The 20,240-nt window shown below is 43.5% G+C and carries 18 protein-coding genes; 13 read left to right on the forward strand and 5 right to left on the reverse strand.

Going from position 1 to position 20,240, the window contains the following annotated elements; translation table 11 throughout:
• The 9 genes from J7K40_04340 to J7K40_04380 form a co-directional block, all read left to right on the forward strand.
• Positions 1–356: hypothetical protein (locus J7K40_04340; protein MCD6161627.1), on the forward strand; the 356-nt coding region annotated here is incomplete at its 5' end.
• A gap of 218 nt (positions 357–574) precedes the next feature.
• Positions 575–1,708, forward strand: coding sequence for a hypothetical protein (locus J7K40_04345; protein ID MCD6161628.1), 1,134 nt, complete (start codon positions 575–577; stop codon positions 1,706–1,708).
• A gap of 1 nt (position 1,709) precedes the next feature.
• Entirely contained in the window at positions 1,710–2,324 is a 615-nt protein-coding gene (locus J7K40_04350) for a hypothetical protein (protein MCD6161629.1), read from the forward strand.
• A gap of 199 nt (positions 2,325–2,523) precedes the next feature.
• Positions 2,524–3,351: a hypothetical protein gene (locus J7K40_04355; protein MCD6161630.1), complete on the forward strand. Its 828-nt coding sequence runs from the start codon at positions 2,524–2,526 to the stop codon at positions 3,349–3,351.
• A gap of 2 nt (positions 3,352–3,353) precedes the next feature.
• Positions 3,354–3,974 carry a hypothetical protein gene (locus tag J7K40_04360; GenBank protein ID MCD6161631.1) on the forward strand — a complete coding sequence of 207 codons (621 nt, stop codon included), beginning with the start codon at positions 3,354–3,356 and terminating at the stop codon, positions 3,972–3,974.
• A gap of 232 nt (positions 3,975–4,206) precedes the next feature.
• Complete coding sequence (locus tag J7K40_04365; GenBank protein MCD6161632.1) at positions 4,207–5,541, forward strand: transposase; 1,335 nt, start codon at positions 4,207–4,209, stop codon at positions 5,539–5,541.
• A gap of 365 nt (positions 5,542–5,906) precedes the next feature.
• Complete coding sequence (locus tag J7K40_04370; protein MCD6161633.1) at positions 5,907–7,697, forward strand: peptidoglycan DD-metalloendopeptidase family protein; 1,791 nt, start codon at positions 5,907–5,909, stop codon at positions 7,695–7,697.
• A gap of 29 nt (positions 7,698–7,726) precedes the next feature.
• On the forward strand, positions 7,727–8,515 hold the full coding sequence (locus J7K40_04375) for a DUF72 domain-containing protein (GenBank protein ID MCD6161634.1): 789 nt from the start codon (positions 7,727–7,729) through the stop codon (positions 8,513–8,515).
• Positions 8,512–9,429, forward strand: a complete 918-nt coding sequence (locus J7K40_04380) for a D-alanyl-D-alanine carboxypeptidase (GenBank protein ID MCD6161635.1) — start codon at positions 8,512–8,514, stop codon at positions 9,427–9,429. Before J7K40_04375 ends, J7K40_04380 begins: the two co-directional genes overlap by 4 nt.
• 63 nt (positions 9,430–9,492) lie before the next feature.
• On the opposite strand, the gene J7K40_04385 is transcribed toward J7K40_04380, so the two are convergent.
• The 3 genes from J7K40_04385 to J7K40_04395 form a co-directional block, all read right to left on the reverse strand.
• Positions 9,493–10,569, reverse strand: a complete 1,077-nt coding sequence (locus tag J7K40_04385; GenBank protein ID MCD6161636.1) for a T9SS type A sorting domain-containing protein — start codon at positions 10,567–10,569, stop codon at positions 9,493–9,495.
• 650 nt (positions 10,570–11,219) lie between these two features.
• Positions 11,220–12,383, reverse strand: a complete 1,164-nt coding sequence (locus J7K40_04390) for a pyridoxal phosphate-dependent aminotransferase (protein ID MCD6161637.1) — start codon at positions 12,381–12,383, stop codon at positions 11,220–11,222.
• Between the two features lie 398 nt (positions 12,384–12,781).
• Positions 12,782–14,185: a right-handed parallel beta-helix repeat-containing protein gene (locus tag J7K40_04395; protein MCD6161638.1), complete on the reverse strand. Its 1,404-nt coding sequence runs from the start codon at positions 14,183–14,185 to the stop codon at positions 12,782–12,784.
• A 193-nt stretch (positions 14,186–14,378) separates the two neighbouring features.
• Here J7K40_04395 and J7K40_04400 point away from each other — a divergent pair, with 193 nt between their 5' ends.
• The 4 genes from J7K40_04400 to J7K40_04415 are packed head-to-tail and all read left to right on the forward strand — an operon-like array spanning position 14,379 to position 17,590.
• On the forward strand, positions 14,379–15,398 hold the full coding sequence (locus tag J7K40_04400) for a hypothetical protein (protein ID MCD6161639.1): 1,020 nt from the start codon (positions 14,379–14,381) through the stop codon (positions 15,396–15,398).
• Positions 15,399–16,058: a hypothetical protein gene (locus J7K40_04405; protein ID MCD6161640.1), complete on the forward strand. Its 660-nt coding sequence runs from the start codon at positions 15,399–15,401 to the stop codon at positions 16,056–16,058.
• Between the two features lie 3 nt (positions 16,059–16,061).
• The gene (locus J7K40_04410; GenBank protein MCD6161641.1) at positions 16,062–16,952 is read left to right on the forward strand and encodes a hypothetical protein; all 891 of its coding nucleotides are present in this window, start codon (positions 16,062–16,064) and stop codon (positions 16,950–16,952) included.
• Entirely contained in the window at positions 16,949–17,590 is a 642-nt protein-coding gene (locus tag J7K40_04415) for a hypothetical protein (protein MCD6161642.1), read from the forward strand. Before J7K40_04410 ends, J7K40_04415 begins: the two co-directional genes overlap by 4 nt.
• A gap of 200 nt (positions 17,591–17,790) precedes the next feature.
• Here the strand turns inward: J7K40_04415 and ftsZ are convergent, their stop codons facing one another.
• Positions 17,791–18,999 carry a cell division protein FtsZ gene (gene ftsZ, locus J7K40_04420; protein MCD6161643.1) on the reverse strand — a complete coding sequence of 403 codons (1,209 nt, stop codon included), beginning with the start codon at positions 18,997–18,999 and terminating at the stop codon, positions 17,791–17,793.
• 10 nt (positions 19,000–19,009) lie between these two features.
• Positions 19,010–20,239 (reverse strand): cell division protein FtsA, encoded by a 1,230-nt coding sequence (ftsA, locus tag J7K40_04425; GenBank protein MCD6161644.1) that lies wholly within the window; start codon positions 20,237–20,239, stop codon positions 19,010–19,012.
• Position 20,240 lies beyond the last annotated feature (1 nt).

Below are 20,240 nucleotides of genomic sequence, written 5' to 3' on the forward strand. Positions count from 1 at the left end.
CTAAGTATTATCTTAAACCCGGCAAAATTGGATGGTATGGCGGCGCAGAAGTAGGCTTTCATATTCGTTCATGGACTTTTAAAGTAACAGACCCCCAATATCAGAGCTATTTGTGGGACGGTTCTTCAAGCTCTACTGATTTCAGTATTTCTCCTATGGGCGGTTATGAATCGTCGATGGGTGAATCTGGAATGAGATGGAGCGTCTCCGGCATATTAGCTTGGGCTGGTGATGTATATATTGGCGTTCGGGTTGGTTTAATCTATCCTCTTGGCCAGGGACAGAAAACAGTCGAAACTCCCGATGATGCTATGAACATAGAAGACACGGTTTACGATTTCGCCGGCGTTAATTAAATAACAATACGTAAGGGCGTCCGCCTCAGGCGGACACCCTTTGGTTACCAAGCAGTGCTTGGTAACCAGAGAGCTAATACGCAGGGGTATCGACCTCAGACAGATATGCCCTCATGGTTACCAAGCGGCGCTTGGTAACCAGAGGGGATGTGGTTGTAGAATCAATCAAACCCCCATTTATCCTTGACAGAAACTAAATCATATTCTACAATAGCCGCATGTTAAAAGTCTGGCGAATTTTAATTGTACTTATATCACTACTTGCAATATCAAACGCAAATGCCGCTATAGATATTACCATATCCGACCAGCCCAACGATAACGGTCGGGTACTGATAATCAATTGGAACATTCTCAATTTGGAAACAGATATTTCGGATTTCGGCTATCGTTATACGCTTCAGAGGGCAACAACGCCGGCTGGTTCATTTACTGATATATTTGATATTGTCGATGATAAAGGCTCGAAAACCGATAGCGATCTCGATAACAATATCAGCTATTATTACAGGATAAAAATCGCCGCCGCAGCCGGCGAAACATTCTCTGCTTCTCAAGGTCCATTCAGCCCGAAACGCAGCTGGTTTCATACCGGACGGCTTAATGTGCTTATCGGATTATTAATTACCGGCATACTGGTTGGCGCGTTTATTCTCTGGGGCAAAAAAGGAGGCAGGTTATATACCAGACCTATCGCCGGCTTGAATGCCGTGGATGAGGCAATCGGACGGGCGACCGAGATGGGCAAGCCGATTCTCTATTCGGCGGGTCGAGGCACGATGCAGAGACCGGCTACGATTGCCAGCATGAATATACTCAGTTCGGTGATTGAAAAAGTTGCCAGCTACAACACGCCTTTGATATTTCCTAATAACGACCCGGTTACTATGGCTGTTGCTCAGGAGGTTGCCTATGAGGGATATGCCCGCGCCGGACATCCCGAAAATTATAAACCTGATAATATTTTCTTTGTTACCGATTCGCAATTTGGCTATGCCGCCGCAGTCGATGGCATCATGCTTCGCGAACGACCGGCAACCAACCTGTTTTTCGGCACCTTCGAGGCGGAATCGCTGATACTTGCCGAAACCGGCAACTCAATCGGTGCTATGCAGATTGCCGGCACCGACTCGTCAATCCAGATGTCATTCTTCATTGTCGCCTGCGATTATGTGCTAATCGGCGAGGAACTGTTTGCCGCCTCCGGCTACCTGTCTCAGGATTTGCAGGTTCTTGGAAGTTTGAAAGGCTCTGATTATACCAAGCTGATAATAATCGTTATTATAATAATAGGAGCGGTATTAGCTATAATAGGCAATGATATTTTTCTTGAGTGGCTAACTATAAGATAATATGAGAAGACAGATACCGACAATAATATGTTTCTGTTTCGGCGCCTTTATGCTGATACAGTTTTTTGCGCCCGCTTTAACCAGCGTCTATGAGACTGCTGTCGATTGGACTCAGACGATTTTTATATTCACCCTTTTTGTAGGTGTTGCCGGCATGATTAAATACCATGTTCAGAAAATCTCCCGTAAGGAATCGGGCTATGGCTACAATATAGTTACTATTGCCGGCGTGCTTGTGATGGCATTAAGCGGTTTGATCTGGGGCCGAGATGAGGGCACGCCTTTTGTCTGGATTTTCGACTATATGCAGGCGCCTATGCAGGCAACCGTATTTTCATTGCTGGCGTTCTTTGTAGCCTCGGCGGCATACCGCGGTTTCAAGGCTCGAAATACCGAGGCGTTCCTGCTATTATTAGCCGCCATACTGGTTATGATAGGCCGGGTGCCGCTTGGCGATTATATCTGGTCGTCTTTTCCCGAAATCGCCGACTGGATACTGACAGTCCCCTCAATGACTGCCAGACGGGGAATATTTATAGGCATAGGCCTGGGGACAATAGCCACATCATTGAGAGTTATTCTCGGAGTCGAACGAACATATCTGGGGAAAAGCTGATGTGCTGTTATAGAAGCAATTTATTTTTGTTAATAACTTCGCGTAGGGGCATATTGCATACGCCCCTTGATTACCAAACGATGTCCCAAAATACATTCATAGTCAGTTTAAATAGGCAGGAGTCGGAGATTCCTGCTCTACTTTTTTATTTTTTTATAGTTGCGGCAATAAGTAAAGCGCTCTTTATCGGATGTAAAACATGATGAATTTCTGGTATAAAATATCGGCAATAGACAGGCGGGTAATCTTTATCCTGATGTTTCTTTCGGTTGCCATACCGCTGATTTTCAATTTCAGCCTGCCTAATAAAATCACTCGTGAGGTAAAAGCGGCTTATGATTATATCGAGGAGCTTCCCGAAAGCTCTATAGTTCTGTTCTCGTTCGATCATGATGCCGCCACTCTGCCGGAGATGCAGCCGATGGCGACAGCGCTTTTGCATCATGTATTCAGCCGCCATCTCAAGGTAATAGGAACCGCTTTTCGCGCTGAGGGGGCAACTATCGGCAATAAGGCTTTCCATAAAGCCGGCAGCGAGTTTGGCTGTATCGAGGGCGAGGACTTCGTGTTTTTAGGTTACAGGCCGGAGTACAATTCCGGCATCCTGGGCATGGGTGAAAATATCGCTCGCGTATATCCCAAAGATTTTCGCGGCATACCGATCGAAGAAATTCCCTTGATGCAAAAGGTTTGCAACTATAACGATATAGGCTTAGTAATTTCGGTTTCGGATGACGACACACCCATTCACTGGATAAATTACGCCAATGCAAGATACCATCAAGCGGTTATCCCGGCGATTACCGCCGTTATGGCTACGACATTCTATCCTTTCATTCAGGAAAAGCAGATTGTCGGTATGATTCCGGGACTTAAAGCCGCCGCCGAATATGAACAGCTTATTAACAGGTCTGGCGATGCTTCCCTGGGAATGAGCGCGCAGAGTATCGCTCATTTCACAATTGTTATCTTTGTAATAATCGGCAACCTTGGATATTTCATGCTTAAAAGAAAGAGAAAGGCATAGCGATGGAAGCCGTAGGTATATGGGTCGCCGCTTTTCTGACTCTGGCATTATACTCGTTTTTATATCGCGACAACCCGTTTTACAGATTTGCCGAGCATCTTTTAGTGGGGATTTCGGTCGGCTTCCTGATAGTGATAGCTTTTAATGATACGGTAGTGCCGAAAATCTGGGACCCGCTGTTCGTTCACGGCAATTGGCTGGCGATTATTCCGGTAGTTCTCGGCCTTTTGATGTTTACCCGCTTTTCCTCGAAACATGCTTGGTTGTCTCGTCCGGCGCTGGCATTGTATATCGGTTTCGGAGCCGGCGTGTTTATACCGGCGAATATGCAGTCGTATATTCTGACTCAGATGAAAGCGACTATATCGCCATTTGCCCGACTCGCCTCGTTCGGGGATGTTCTTAACGCGGTGATAATCTTAGTGGGCTTGATAACGACATTGATTTATTTTTACTTTTCTAAAAAACATGAAGGAGCGTTTGGCATAGCGGCTAAAGCCGGTATTTATTTCTTGATGATATTTTTCGGCGCTACTTTCGGGTTTACTGTGATGGCTCGAATCTCATTATTGATAGGACGAACGACATTTCTATTAAGAGACTGGCTGCATTTGATGGAGTAATAAGCATGATTTGGAATGTAATCCTGTTTTCCTCTTGTTGTCAAGCGCTGCTTGGCAATAAGAGGAAGGGCGTATTGCAACACGTCCCTACGCGTGGTGCATATATTATCTTAATGCACTACTGTCCGGCTTTTTATCCGCCTTAGGCGGATGTTATACTCGATGTCATTCCCGCGAACGGGCTTGTTGAAAAACCCCTTGATTAATGCTATTGGATATAGTAAAGAATATCATGCAAACAAAAAAAGAACAAATACAAACCAGGATGATGCTTCTGCCGCCCTTGGAGCAGTTAATTCCTGAGGATCACCCTATTCGTCGTCTGAACAGGGTTTTGGATTTAAGTTTTATTCACGAGGCGGTGCGTGAGCATTATTGCCAGGACAATGGGCGACCCTCGATTGATCCGGAGGTAGTCATTCGCCTGTTTTTACTTCAGGCGATTGAGGGAATAGCCCATGTGCGGGACTTGATGCGGCAGGTGCAGGTAAACCTGGCGTATCGTTGGTTTATTGGGTATGATATTGATGAGAAGCTTCCGGATCATTCTACCTTATCGCGGGCTTTAGATCGTTTTGGGGTCGAGGTATTCGACGCTTTATTTGAGCAAAGCATTGCTCAATGTAAGGCTAAGGGCTTAATTGAGGGTAAGGTATTGCATGTTGATGCGACTACGATTAGAGCCGACCTTGACAAAAATCGTACGGGCAAGGATGATAGTCCTGATCCCGATGCTCAATTCGGTCATTTCCCTGATGGTACTATACAACCCGGCTATAAGCAGCAAACAGTAGTCGATGATAGTAATCGGGTTGTCGTAGGTTTGTCTGTTTCGCCGGCGAATTACACTGAGGGTTCTGACGCGATTGATGCTGTGGATCAAGCCGTAAAACAAATAGGTATAAGTCCGGATATTGTTTGTGCTGATTCAGCCTATGCCAGCGGGGAGAACAGTGCGGGTTTTGAGGAAAGAGATATTCGTTTTATCAGTCCGCCGCGTTTGCCTCGCAACGGCACCGGTACTCAGTATTTTACAATTGAAGATTTTACATATGATGAACAGCGGGATGTATTTATTTGTCCTGGGGGTCATATACTTAATAATGTCGGGAGGATGGCTGGTCATCCGGATCGCCGAAAATATCGAGGTTCATCTTTGGCCTGTAAACAATGTAAACTGAAATCGTGTTGTACTAAGGCCTCTCAGCGTTGTGTTAATGTAAGCATATATCATGCATCTTTAGTAAGGTTGCGAACGGATAGAAAAACCGAGGCTTTTAAGCAATTGTATCGATCACGGGCGCCGTCTGTTGAGGGCGTATTTGCAGAAGCCAAACAGTGGCATGGTCTCAGGCGGGCTTGGCGTCGTGGTCTGTCCAAAATGCGCGTTCAGTGCCTTTTGATCGCTGCCGTAATCAACCTTAAGAAGTTGATCGGCCTTTTTTGGCCTTGGAATGATTCCAATATGCTATATAATGTCGTCATACGCGCAATTATAGCCTTTTTGCGGGTAATACATCCCAATAAGTATAAATTGGTAATATGCGAAACAAACGTCCCAGAATAAAATTAATCACCCCTAAAACCGGGTTTTTCAACAAGCCCTTTCACGGGAATGACAATAAGTTGGATAATCATCGAATCAGAATCGGCTTCTATAATCTAATCATGAAATATTATACAAAACAAAAGGTGCAATGTCGATGTGTGTCGGAGTTGCCCAACGTCTTGTTGTTCTTTTGGTTGATAATTAAGCAAGTTTCGCTTGTTGGGTATTATTTAAAGAATTCTATGAAAAAGGCCGGACAGCAGTGATCTTAATGCTTAAGTTATTACTTTGCCAACAGTCTAAGGGCATAATCAATACGCCCCTACAGAAGGCAGTATATATTATTTTCATAGCATTGTTAATGGAAAAGATTGAGGTATAGGATGCATAGATATTTATCGTTTCTTTTCGCTTTGTTGCTAATACTGTCCTGCGGCGAAAAAGAATTGAAATATTGGGAACGAATTGAGCTAAGCGAGGGGTTAAGCCAAGCGCACATTCTTGATATTGCCTGCAAAGGGGATGAGGTTTTTGTATGCACTTACAGCGATGGCGCTTTTTTCTCGAAAGATAACGGCCAGACATGGCGGCAATTTAAAGCTGACACGGGGGATAGTTCCGGTTTATCTGCAGACTATATTATCAGCGGCGATTGGGATGATGACTATATCATACTGGCAACTCTTTGTGATGGCTTAAATGTATCCGATGATGGCGGCGATACATGGCAGCGGCTTGGCAATGATTTTTTGTGCGGCAAATCCGCTTTGCCCGTCAGTGTTATTATTGATGATGAATCAACTTATATCCCAAGCTCTGATGGGATTATTCATTTTAAAGATAAAATCACGCCGGATATGGAATATTCAGAGGATATATTTAAAACCATTGATAAAGGGCAAGGGCTGGCATCAGAATATATTTATGATCTGGTAATCCGGGATAATATGTTTTTTGCCGGTACGCTTCATGGTTTTTCATACTCTGTTGATAAAGGCAGCAACTGGATTAATTGTTCCCCTACCGGGTCATATACCGATGAAGGCGCGCCTGACTGCAAAGTTAAGACGGTTGCGGCGAATGAAAAATACTGGTATGCCGGCTGTGATAACGGCCTTTTCTATTCTGATGATAAAGGGCAGCATTGGGTAAATATCTCTCGCGGGCTGCCGTCAGTTTATATTCATGATATATTAATTGACCGCAAGGGGAAGCTCTGGGTGGCAACGTATAAAGGAATTGCTTTTACGGATAATGACGGCCAATCGTATAAAACTTTCGGCAAAACATCCGGTTTCTATGGCGATAATATAAACTGTTTGGCTCAATCGGGCGATGGTAATATCTTTGCCGGCACAAATTACGGGCTTTATAGAATGAAAGAAAAAATTCCGGCGCCTAATAATTACCCGACAGTGCAGGCTGAATTTGGTAAGCTTGAAAAACCGGCTCATCAATGGCTGATTAGGCCGGTATCTCCGAATGTAAATAATTATCTCGACCAGACTAATCTGTTTAGTTCAATAATCTGCGGCAGTTCAGCTAAGAATCAGGGATGCTTATATAATAATTCAGAAGGAGTGAAAGCTTTGGCTGTCGATTATGGCACTATTGTCTATACCAATAGAAAGATAGGACATGTTGTTTTGAAATGCGACACCCGGTATAAGAATTATTATGTATATGCGCATTATCATCACCTGAAAAAAGTTGCTCGCTGGATTGGGCAGAGAGTATCAAAGTATGATATTATAGGCCTTGTTGGCAGGAAAGGTAAAGCTGTCAGAGAATGTTTATACTTTGAGGTTTCGTTATCCAAAATGGATGATTCGAATGTTCCGAATGAACCGGTTAATCCTGAACTTTGGCAAAAGCCTTTGCCGGGATGCGGAACAATCGCCGGTATAATCGCTGATACTGCCGGCAATTTTATAAATGATGTGAAAATTTTTGGAGTGGAAAAACCAGCGCCGGCAGAAACTCCTTTCTCTTATGCGAAAAGCTACCATAGCTTGGCATATTCCAGTCCGGCATATAAGGAAAATTTTGTTATTGGCGATGTTCCTGCCGGCGATTACCTGTTGTGGGCGGTATATGATGGTGAAAAATATGCGATTAAAGCAAAAGTTGCCTCATTAAAAGTTGCGCAGGTGAAAATAATCATTGGCCAGTAAAAGTAAAACATGAGGTACTAATAGTTAAGATGAATCCTGCAAAAATTCTAATCGGCACATCAGGCTACTCGTTCGCTGATTGGATCGATATATTTTACCCGTCCGGTATCCCCAAAGGGAAAATGCTTGATTATTATAAAGAACATTTTCGAACAGTTGAAATAAATTCAACTTATTACCGTATTCCTCATCCGGCCGTGTTTTATAATATTCAGAAGAAAGTGCCTGATGATTTTGAGTTCATAATTAAAACTCATCATTCGTTTACTCATGATAGAAAAAACTTAAACACTAATTCGAAGCTGTTCAACGAAGCAGTCAAACCGGTTTATGAATCGGGAAAGCTGCATGGCTTGCTGGCTCAATTTCCATGGTCGTTTAAATTTTCATCTGCTAACCTTGCTTATCTTCTCGATGGTAAAAACTATTTTGGCGAGGTTCCGCTTTTTGTTGAATTCCGTCATGATAGCTGGGATAAACCGGAGGTGTACGCTTCGCTAAAAGACAACGAAATCGGGTTTTGCTGCGTGGATGAGCCTCAGCTTGAGCGTATGTTTCCTCCCAAAGGACTGGCAACAACGCGCATCGGATATGTGCGCTTTCATGGCCGCAACAAAATCGATTGGTGGCAGCCGAGAAAAGGCAGCGACCGCTATAATTATGATTATAAAAAAGAAGAACTTGCCGATTGGTTGAATGAAATAGAAAAATTGAGAAAGCAAACCGATAAGGTGTATTTATTTTTTAATAACTGCCATCATGGCCAGGCGGTTAAAAGCGCCAAGCTGATGTCTGAACTGCTGCAAATGGAACTATGAAAAGCAAGATAAAAAGATTCAGCGTTATAAAGATACTTGTCATAATAATTATGCTTTGGTGTGTCTCGGCGTCTTATTCATACTATGTGTCAGCTACGTCGTCCCCTTTTAATGCCGGTTATTTCCCGAACCACAATGAAAGTCTTGTTAGCTCATTTCTTAACAAGATAATTCCCGGCAGGCTCGGACTGAAAGCCAGAGCCGCTATCGCTGTTGATGCTGAAACGGGCGAGGTGATATTCTCGAAAAATAAGGATATGCAGTTATCGATTGCCAGCCTGACCAAGCTGGCAGCGTCTTTAGTGTTTCTAAGTACTAATCCCGATTTGCACCGCCCAATAGTTATTACTAAAGGGGATTTGAACGATTCTGGCCGGTCGAGGTTATATAACGGCGACCATATTACTCTTAATGATTGCCTTCACCTGTGCCTGATACGGTCTGATAATGCCGCTGTCAGAGCTTTAGTCAGGTCAACCGGTCTCGGAGAAGCGGAGTTTGTTTCATTGATGAATGACCTGGCCGACAGTTTAAACATGAATGATACTCATTTTGCCGACCCAACCGGCAGATATGCAAAAAACATGTCAACTGCCGCAGATTTAGTTAAACTTATTCAAGCGGCTTGTAATAATGAAATAATCGCCGATATTTCCTCGAAAAAGATATATCAATATAAGCCCTTCAATCGAAAATACACTACCACATTGTATAATACTAATCGTCTATTATTCAGCAAATGGAAAATAAATGGAGGCAAGACCGGTTATATCAGTCGCGCTGGCTACTGTCTTGCCATTGATGCTGATAACGGTTTTGGGAAACATGTTAATGCTGTGATACTTGGTTCGCCTTCAAATAACTATCGCTTCAGAGATGCTGAGCGTCTGCTGGCTTATGCTCTGAAAAATTGACCCGCAATATACCTTCATGTGTTAGTGATTGAATCCGTTACAATAAAATCCTTAATGAGAATATTATTTCAACAACAACATTCTCCGCGTTAAAATATTATTTCCGGAAGTCAAACGATAAAAATATATGCCGCTGGATACTCTGTCGCCATTTAAATTTGTTCCATCCCAAACAGCCTGATAACAGCCGGAGCTAAGCGAGCCTTTATAAAGCGTGTTAATCTTCTGTCCGGCAAGATTGTAAATATCAATTTCGACAATTCTTTCGCTATCAATAACATAATTAATAACAGTACCAGCATTAAAAGGATTGGGATAATTCTGCTTAAGGTAGATATTAACGGGCAATCCTGTTTCAACAACACTCGCTGGATTTTCCATATCAATTACATCTATTACGGCAGTCTGCAAAACTTCCTTAGTCTGGTCATCCTGAACCCAAACTACAAGGCGGCAGAATTGAAAGTTTAATGACTCCGGACAAGAAAATGATTGATTAAATTCCAGCGTATCATTAATAGAAATATTGAATTGAACGCCAAGCGTATCGGGAATTATATCCCGCATAGTATAGTTATGCCATAATATATTATTAGGCGCTTCATAATAGATACTGTCTTCCGTTAAGGCTATTCTTAGCTTGAGTTCCTGCCAGTTAAATAATTCATGGGCTATTATTATTATTTGCAGATTCCCAACCTTATCAGATTCGCGGAACTCGCCGCTTATGTCTATCTCAAGCGGTGAATCTGTCTCATAGCGGCTTGTTGTCATATATTCCCACGTATTATACTCAAAACCGCCCCTGATAACTCCGTCAATCCAGGCATAAGGAGTGTAGTAATAGCCATCGCCATGAGGAGGATAGTAGTATATCCTATTGGTATTTTCCGACATATTATAACAGTAAAATGGGTCATTTGGATAGTATTGGCCGGCATGATAGACTATTGGGATAAAATAATCAGGGTAATCTTGAAATAGCTGATTCAATGTCATGTCAGCCTCAAAACAGTTCAATTCATTTTCTGTTGATGTTTGCATCTCGACCAATACCAGTCTTTGAATAGCGTTTGTTTTGATAGTAATAATGAATATAAAGAACACAGCCAGCGTAGAGTAGTATCTAAGCAATTTCAAGCGGTTTCCTTTTGCATAAGGGTTCCAGACAATTAGGCAGCAATCTAATAATTTAGCTTGTGGCAGTCAAGGTCAAAATTGTAGAAGTTTCCTTGAAAAATGAAGAAATATCACTACTGTCCGGTCTTTTCGATTTAGTTCTTCAATAATATATAGTAAGGCGAAACTTTCTTGAATTATAATATAAGCAGCAACAAGATGTTGGACGATTCCAGTAAACATCGATATTCTACTTTTTGCTTTGCATAATATTTCATGCCTGTCCGCCGACAGGAGGAATTAAATTTCAGAAATCGATTTTGATTCGATGATTATTAATTTACGTCATTCCCATGAAAACGGGAATCCAGAAAGTTGTATGTTAAACCAATGGTGGATAACAAAAACACCGCGCCCCGTGTCCGCAGACAGGCGGGCGCCGGCAGGCAGGAAATGTCGGCATAACCAATCTCTGGATTCCCCCGCCGATGGCGGGGGAATGACGCGGGCAGTGTGGGAATGACATCACTATTGTATCCGCCTAAGGCGGACAAAAGTCCGGACAGTAGTGAAGAAATATATATACTTATTCGCATAGGGGGCGTTTGCCTGAGACGGAAGTCCCTACGTTTTAGATTCTATGCAATCGAAGCAGCATCGTTTTTGATGTGCTATAAGCCTTTTACAAACGCATTAACTTTAGCAAGCGCCTTCTCTAAATTTTCAATCGAGTTGGCATAGGAAAACCGTAAATATCCCTCACCGAATGCGCCAAAGGACGTACCGGCCAGAACTGCTACGCCGGCTTCATAAAGCAGTTTGCTTTCCAGCTCTGATGAGGTGAAGCCTAATTTTGTTATATTCGGGAACACATAGAAAGCGCCTTCGGGTTTCTGGCACTCGATGCCATCGATAGCATTCAGCCCATTGACTATAACCTCGCGGCGTTTCTTGAACTCGACTACCATCTTGTTGGCGCTGGATTGGTCGCCCCTGATTGCTTCAATGCCGGCAATTTGTGAGAAAGAAGCGGTACAGGAATTGCAGTTAGTCTGTAATTTGGCTACTTGTTCAGCCAAATCGGCAGGCATTACACCATAGCCAAGACGCCAGCCGGTCATAGCATAAGTTTTGGAATATCCGTCAAGTATAATCGTGTTGTCAATTATGCCCTCATTGGCGGTAATGGAGTTAAACTCGTTGTCATAAATGGTACGGCTATATATCTCATCTGATAATACATATATATTATTTTTTATACAGACATCCGCAATAGCTTTCAGGTCATCCTTAGTAAGGACAGAACCGGTTGGGTTTTGAGGCGAATTGATAATTATCAGACGGGTTTTAGGGGTTATCAGCGAAATCAGCTCGTCAACATCCAGACGGAATTGCTTTTCCTCGCGCATTTTAATAGGCACAGCTTTGGCCCCTATAAAATTAATGACCGATTCATAAATGGGGAAACCGGGATTTGGATAAATAACCTCTTCACCCTCATTTACCAAAGCCAGCATGACAAAAAACATAACAGGCTTGCCGCCGGGAGTAACCACTACATTTTCAGGTTTCATGTTTAACTTGCGGGTGCGGTTAATTTCATCGGCTATTGTCTGACGGAGCTCCGGCAAACCTGCCGCGGGGCCATAATGTGTCCAATGACTATTTAAAGCCTCGACCGCTTTATCAATGATATTTTTAGGGGTATCGAAATCGGGTTCTCCAATCTCGAGATGAATGATTTCTTTTCCCTGCGCCTCAAGCTGTTTGGCTTTGGCCAAAACAACAAAGGCGGTCTCTGTTCCCAATCGCGACATTCTATTGGCAAGTTTCATAACAACCTCTCTTTATTTCAATTAATCGATTTCAATAACCCGATAACAGCTTAGCGTTGCCGCGGTCGATCGATGCAATTAATGTATTTACAGCCAGTTGATTCCGGCAATCTATTAGTAAAAAACATAACATAATAGTAAGAAGATAAAGGCCTACAAAGATAATGTCAATAATTATCTGTATAGGAAATTCCCCAAAATTTTATGGTTTTTGCTCTGGTTACCAAACGCTGCTTGGTAAGCAGAGTTTAAAAGGTTGGCTAATTGCAACAGCATTGAGATCGATACGGCGCAATATTTTAGTATGTATTATACCAGCCCGGTGGTCAAGCCGCCTCAGGAGTCCGCCGCGGCGAGTTCCATCCTGAGAGATAAACAAATAAACGAGTGTCTCCAGTTTATTTCAGCAGCATCATTCTCTTGCATTCAGCATAATCACCTGCTTGCAGACGATAAAAATATATGCCGCTGGAAAAATCTGATGCATCAAAACGATAGGTATAAAACCCAGCCTGCTTATATTCATTTACAAGCGTTTGTATTTCACTGCCAATAATGCTATAAACTTTGAGCGATGTAAATTGCGGGCTTGGAATTGTGAATGAAATTGTAGTTACAGGATTGAAGGGGTTGGGATAATTTTGATATAGGGAAAAGCTTGTCGGCAATAACTTATCATTTTGCAAAATTCCATTTTGCTCGCCGCAGCCAATCCCAAAAGCGCCGATATCGACACCATACATTCCAGCGCCAACGCAAGGAGAATTTTCAGCCAGCCAATAATAAGCAGTATCGGTAAAACAGAATAGCGGGTCTTCACTGATATTCCCCTCACCTTCCCAGCCGCCCCGGATATCCGAATATGTAATTGATACATTTTCCCCTTCGTAAATTACTATTTCATGATCGGCATAATTCCAGATAATATTGTTTGTTAAAACAGCATAACATTGAAAAAAGCCAAGTCCAATTGAATCGCTGCCATTATTATAAATTGTGTTGTTTGTTAGATGGTAATCACCATGCGAAAAGCCTATTCCTGAGTTATGAGCGGAAGTGTTATCGGCAATAAGATTACCAATTACAATTCCACCACTTCCCTCAGCATAGAATATAACACCGCCGCCATTATGCTCGGAAAAATTATTGGTAATAGCATTATGAAGCAGTGTTACAATTCCCGAATCCTCAATATGAATACCACCTCCGTAATGAGTTGAAATATTGTCATAAATCCTATTGTTTGCAATTATACAAGCTCCGCCATACGAAACAATCCCAGCGCCGGCAACTGTAGCATGATTATCTTTTATTACGTTATTCGAAATTAAAGGATTACCGCTGCTAACGAATATACCGCCGCCTCGCGACGCTCTGTTGTTATAAATAATATTACCGCTAATAAGAGGCGACCCATAACAGTAGACTCCTCCGCCGCCATATACGCCAGCCCCATTTGTAAGTGTAAATCCTGATATAATCGAAGTGCTATCTCCCCAAATGTAAAATCTAATCACAGAACCGGATGAATCACCATCAATAATAGTTGATTGTATATAACTCGTATCGCCGGTAGTTAAAAACAATGATCCCAGCATAATGCTGACACTATCAATAACAACATTTTCAGTATAAGTTCCCGGATGCACCAACACGGTATCGCCGAATGAACAGGCATAAACCCCTTCTTGTATGGTCGAATATTCAGCCGGGATATTGATAATTCTTGCTGATGCATTCAATACCAATAAAATCGAAATTTGAACAGACAAGAAAAAAGCGTTTTTTAGCAGCGTACACATACAACCTCCATAGTTTAACTATCACCTTATAGCTTCTCTCCTGATGCTTAAAACTCCCTACATACAATATATTAAAATGGTAATAATTGTCAACAAATTAATTGTAATCTAATTAAAGAGTTTCAAGTCGGAGGAAATCAGAAATACTCAGATTTACTCATTATTAAATTCCCGATTGACTTTCGCAATAATTTTGTTATCATACGCCGTGCGCTATACGACTTTAATTAATGACAAAATAACCCTCGCCAGTATTATCATAGCCTTAGCATTTTCTATCTGTATATTTATTTCGCCGATATGGGCTGATTCCATTACGGTTGGCTCTGATATTTCTGCCGCTGTCGAGTCAATCGATTCCTCATCAGGCGTGATAGCTGATTCGCTTCAAGCTATTGCTGTTGTAGGTTCATCCAATCAACAACAAGAAAGCAGTTCGGCGTTTCGCTACAACCGAATAAATGCGCTTATTCTTATGGTAATCTTTTCTGTTGTGATAATGATTTACACTAAATGGGCGAAATCCGGCAAGGAGTTATTTATCAGAAAGATTGCGGGGCTTGATGAAGTCGAAGAGGCGGTTGGCAGAGCTACCGAGATGGGCAAGCCGGTGCTCTTTATTCCCGGAATACAGGAGATCGATGAAATAGAGACAATTGCCGGCATCTCGATTCTCGGCCGTGTTGCCCGCATTACCGCCCGCTATGATACCCCGCTTATGGTACCGGTGCGTTATCCGATGGTGCTGGCGGCAGGACAGGAAATAGTCGAGCAGGCATATATCGAGGCGGGCAAGCAGGATGCCTACAACCGAGACATCGTGCGGTATGTAGCCGGCGAGCAGTTTGCCTTTACCGCCACGGTGAACGGCATGATGATGCGCGACCGTCCCGCTACAAATATTTATATGGGCGCATTTTTCGCCGAATCATTGCTTTTAGCCGAAACCGGCAATGCCGCCGGTTCGATTCAAATCGCCGGCACAGCCCAACCGGCGCAACTGCCGTTCTTCATTGCCGCCTGCGATTATACCCTTATGGGCGAGGAACTGTATGCAGCCTCAGCCTACTTGTCCCGTGAACCGCTGCTTTTGGGCGGGCTAAAAGGGCAGGATTGGATGAAGGTCATGTTCATTATTTTAGTTATAATCGGTATCATTCTCGCCAGTTTTGATATTGGCGACTGGTACCTTGCCTTATTTGAGAATGTGTAAATGAAAACTACTGTCCCGATAGTAATAGCTTTTCTTTCCGGTTTTGTGATGATTTTAGCTTTCTTCTTCGACCCTGAAAAAAGCGCGCTTGGCAATATGGAGGCAGAGGTATTAAGCTGGGTAACAATTGTCGGCGGTTTCACTTTGCTTTTAGGCGTAGTCTCAATTGTCAGGGTCAATTATAAAGCGGTTCAACGTAAAAGCGATGGCTGGATTTACAAGCTGGCTTTGCTTATCTCTGTTTTTGCGATGGCTATACCGGCGGTTCTACCTGTGAGTGCTTCAAGCTTGTTTGGCACCAATCCGGGTTCGATTTATGACTGGCTGTTTAATTACCTCGATGCTCCGATGATGTCTACCATGTTTGCCATGCTGGCATTTTATATCGCCTCGGCGGCATTCAGGGCTTTTCGGGCGCGCAACACAGAAGCGACTCTGCTTCTGATAACCGCAACTCTTGTTATGTTGTGGCGAGTGCCGATGGGTGAAATTGCTCTGCAAAGCATACATCCCTCTCTGCCTGACTTGATAAATACTTATATCATGAACGGCGCTAATCTGGCGGTTCAGCGAGGTATTATAATCGGCGCTGCGCTGGGCGCGGCGGCAATGTCATTGCGTATTATGCTTGGCATCGAACGAACATATATGGGGAAATAGCAGATGAGTTTCTGGATAGTTGCGGCATACATTCTTCTGATTTTAGCGGGCGTGTTTTTGTTGTATCTGGCTTTTAAAACCAGCGATAGGCGATACATATATTTATCGGTTGCCTTATATGTTATATTCCCTGTGCTTATCACTCTTAAACTGCCGATAATGATTTCTCCGGAAGCGCGGCAATTATTCGAGGCAGTAGATTCATTGCCGGACTCGTCAACAGTTTTGCTAACATTCGATTATTACCCCTCGACACTGGCTGAAACAGAGCCAATGTCGCGAGCGGCTTTGCATCATCTTTTCCGTAAAGATTGCCGAGTACTGACTATGACAACCGTTCCGCTTGGAGGTCCGTCAATTGCCGAGCGCGTTACTCGGGAATTAGCCGAAGAATACAACAAAATATACGGTATCGACTTCGTTAATCTTGGCTATAAGGCTAATTATGTGGCGGTTCTTAAGGGTATGGGAAGTTCCATCGATATTATTTATCCGACAGATAATACCGGTACACCGCTTTCGCAAATTCCCATGATGAAGAATATAAAAAATTATGATGATATCGATTTTATTTATGTAGTATCAGATAACGGAATAGTAGATTATTGGATTTCGATTGTAAATGCTCAGTACAACATCCGGGTCGGTTCCGGAGTTACCGCGGTTATGGCGCCCCGGTTTTATGCCTATATCGGCGCGGGGCAGATGACCGGCATGCTGGGAGGAATGAAAGGCGCGGCCGAATATGAAATGCTGGTAAAGGAAATCGGCTTTGCCTCTAAGGGTATGACGGCGCAATCGCTGGTGCATCTGTTTATCATACTTTCCGTAATTGCCGGCAATATTATATTCCTTATCGAAAAAAGCGGGCGGGGACGGAGGAAGACCTCATGAGCTTAGTTGATTTCCTTCAAATCTGGATAATTGCCTTTTTCACTTTATCGCTTTTCTCGTTTCTATACAAGGACAATGCGTTCTACAAATTTGCCGAGCATATTTTCGCTGGTTTATCCGCTGGCTACTATGTAGGCTTGATATGGCACTCGGTTATAATCCAGCAGATGATTGACCCTATGCTTAATAACGGCAAATGGTGGTTGGTTTTCCCCGGCCTTCTGGGCGCGTTGATGTTTTCCCGTTTTACAAAAAACTACCATTGGGTTAGTCGTATTTCGCTTGCTTTTGTTATGGGCAACACTGCCGGCATATTTCTGCTATCCGAACTGCACGGCAAGGTGCTTCCCCAATTGCAGTCAACCATGTTGTCTTTGAATCCACAGCTTGGGTTTGGCAATTTTATGCTGGCATTAGTTGTAGTGGTTGGCGTAATTTCAACCCTGATATATTTCTACTTTTCCAAAGAGCACAAAGGCATACTCGGCGGCACGGCACGAGTCGGCATCTGGATGATTATGATATCATTCGGGGCGCATTTCGGTTATACCGTAATGGCTCGCATATCATTGCTTATCGGGCGCGTGCAGTTTCTTATAAATGATTGGATAGGGAGTATTATCCGGCTCTTTTCCTAAGCATACAAACCCGGATTTTACAATTGAATATTTTAGCCTGTATCTATAGGTAATATTTGTGCTTGACAGTAAGAGGACGTATGCAATACGCCCCTACGCGTTGATGTTGTTGGTGTACGTCCTCGTGCATCAGCGTGGTTGGCAGACGAGGACGTCCGCCAACCACATGAATTCAACCCTTAGATACATAGCTCGCCTATCTAAATCAAATCATCCTGCTGCCAGCCATCATCGGTATTATCCGGTTTGCGATAGCGTTCAAAAGCCGGCTTTTCGATGTTTTGAGGATCATGGCCTTTGTTCATGATTTCATCATAGATGCGGCTTTTTTCTATGACTTTATTTTTCTTTTTCGGAACAGGCGGCTGTAATCCTCCATCGTTGCCCTCGAAAAGAGTGCCGGGCACGGCTTTTTTATTTGCGAAATCATTATTGTTGCCAAAACCTGTGGCGATAACGGTAACATAGATTTCATCATCAAGGTTGTTGTCGATAACGGCGCCGAAAATGATATTGGCATCACCGCCAACAGCGGCATAAACCGACTCCATAGCATCATTGACATTCGTGATTGTCATCTTTTTGCTGCCGGTGATATTTACCAGCACTCCTTTGGCGCCGGAAATATCAATATCCTCAAGCAGGGGTGAACTGATAGCCATCTTAGCCGCTAAAGAGGCGCCGCTTTCGCCGCAGCCGAAACCTGTTCCCATAAGAGCATCGCCTTTTTCAGACATAATGGTTTTGACGTCAGCGAAATCGAGATTGATTATGCCATGACGGGTGATTAAATCAGCAATGCCTTTAGTTGCTGAGTACAATATTTCATCGGCTTTACGGAATGATTCATCGAGAGGAGTGGTAGGGTCGAGTATTTTCAATAACCGCTGATTCGGTATTATAATCAATGTGTCAACACATTCACGAAGAATTTTTATTCCTTCTTTAGCGCGCATAATTCTTTTAGTACCCTCGAATAAAAAGGGCTTAGAGACTATTCCAACAGTTAAAGCGCCTTGTTCACGAGCGCATTTCGATACTAATGGTATTGCTCCGGTACCGGTGCCGCCGCCCATACCGCAGGCAACGAATACCATGTCGGCATCGCTAACGGCTTCCTTGATATTATCGATATCTTCCTCAGCGGCCTGTCTGCCGATTTCCGGATTGGCGCCTGCGCCCAAACCCTTAGTTAGCCGTTTGCCAATTTGTATTACTTCTTCAGCCTTGTTGTAATCAAGCGCCTGGCTGTCGGTATTCATGGAAATAAATTTCACGCCGGTTAAACCTGATTCGACCATGCGATTGATAGCATTGCCGCCAGCGCCGCCGACACCAATCACTTTCATTCTTGCGTACGTTTGACTTTCTACATCATACTCGATCACTTTAGTCCTCCTAACCCTCATTCCGAGAAAGCTAAAAATATTCAGAAAATATAATTTTTATTCTTTCAAAAAGTCCTTGTCCTCGTTTTTTACCAATTTTGCCTTTACTGGTTTTGTCGCTTATGAGGCCATATTTTAAAAGCCCGATAACCGCGGCATGTTCCGGTCCGGGCGCTGTTATGTTTTCATCAACAATGCATTCGGGCACAGCTAACTTGGCGGGAAGGTCGAATATCTGTTCTGCCAGTTCCGCTATGCCTTGGAGCTGCGATGCGCCGCCGGTAAGTATAACACCGGATGCCAACGACTCGATAAGATTTGCCCTTTTCAAATCTCTGGCAACGAGTGAAAACATCTCCTCCGCCCGAGGTTCTACCACAGCCGCCACTACCGAACGAGAAACCTCTTTAGATTCCCTGCCGGCGACTCCGGGAATGCTAATCATCTCGCTGGATGACACTAATGTGGAAAGCGCCGAACCATGAAGACATTTTATTCTTTCAGCCTGCTCTAATGGTGTGCGCAAGCCAATAGCGATATCGTTAGTAACGCTTTTACCGCCAATGCCGATTACCGCCGTGTGCTTGATTGCGCCATCTAAAAAGGCGGCGATATCCGTAGTGTTGGCGCCCAAATCAATCAGCGCGCAGCCAAGTTCCCGTTCGTCCGTTTTCAATACCGCATAAGCTGCCGCATAAGGACTTAGCACAAGCTCTTCAACTTCAAGGTTGGCTTTTTCGATGGCTTTAATAGTGTTGGTAACAGCGGCTACTGATCCGGTTACGATATGAATATTTACCTCGAGGCGTATCCCCATCATACCTACAGGGTCTGTAATACCGTTTTGGTCGTCAACAGCAAACTCCTGCGGCAAAATATGGATTATTTCCCGGTCGGTAGGGATAGCTACGGCTTGAGCTGTTTCGATTACCCGTTGGACATCCATCGGGCTTATCTCTGATGTTCCCTTGCCTATGGCAATTGCTCCGCGGCTGTTTATGCTTTTGATATGTTCGCCGTCAATACTGGTATAGACAGAACTTATCTTGCAGCCTGTAACGAGTTCGGCATCTGAAACAGCGGCATGGATTGAGCCTACAACTTTTTCCAAGTCGACAATCATGCCTCGTTTGATGCCCTCAGCCGGAGCTTGCCCAATGCCAAGCAGTTTAAGGCTGCCGTCAATCTCCGGCATACCTACTGCCACAGCTACTTTTGAACTGCCAATATCGAGACCAACAATAAAATCTTCTTTATTCATA

It is taken from the genome of Candidatus Zixiibacteriota bacterium, from assembly GCA_021159005.1.
Taxonomy (GTDB): Bacteria; Zixibacteria; MSB-5A5; order UBA10806; family 4484-95; genus JAGGSN01.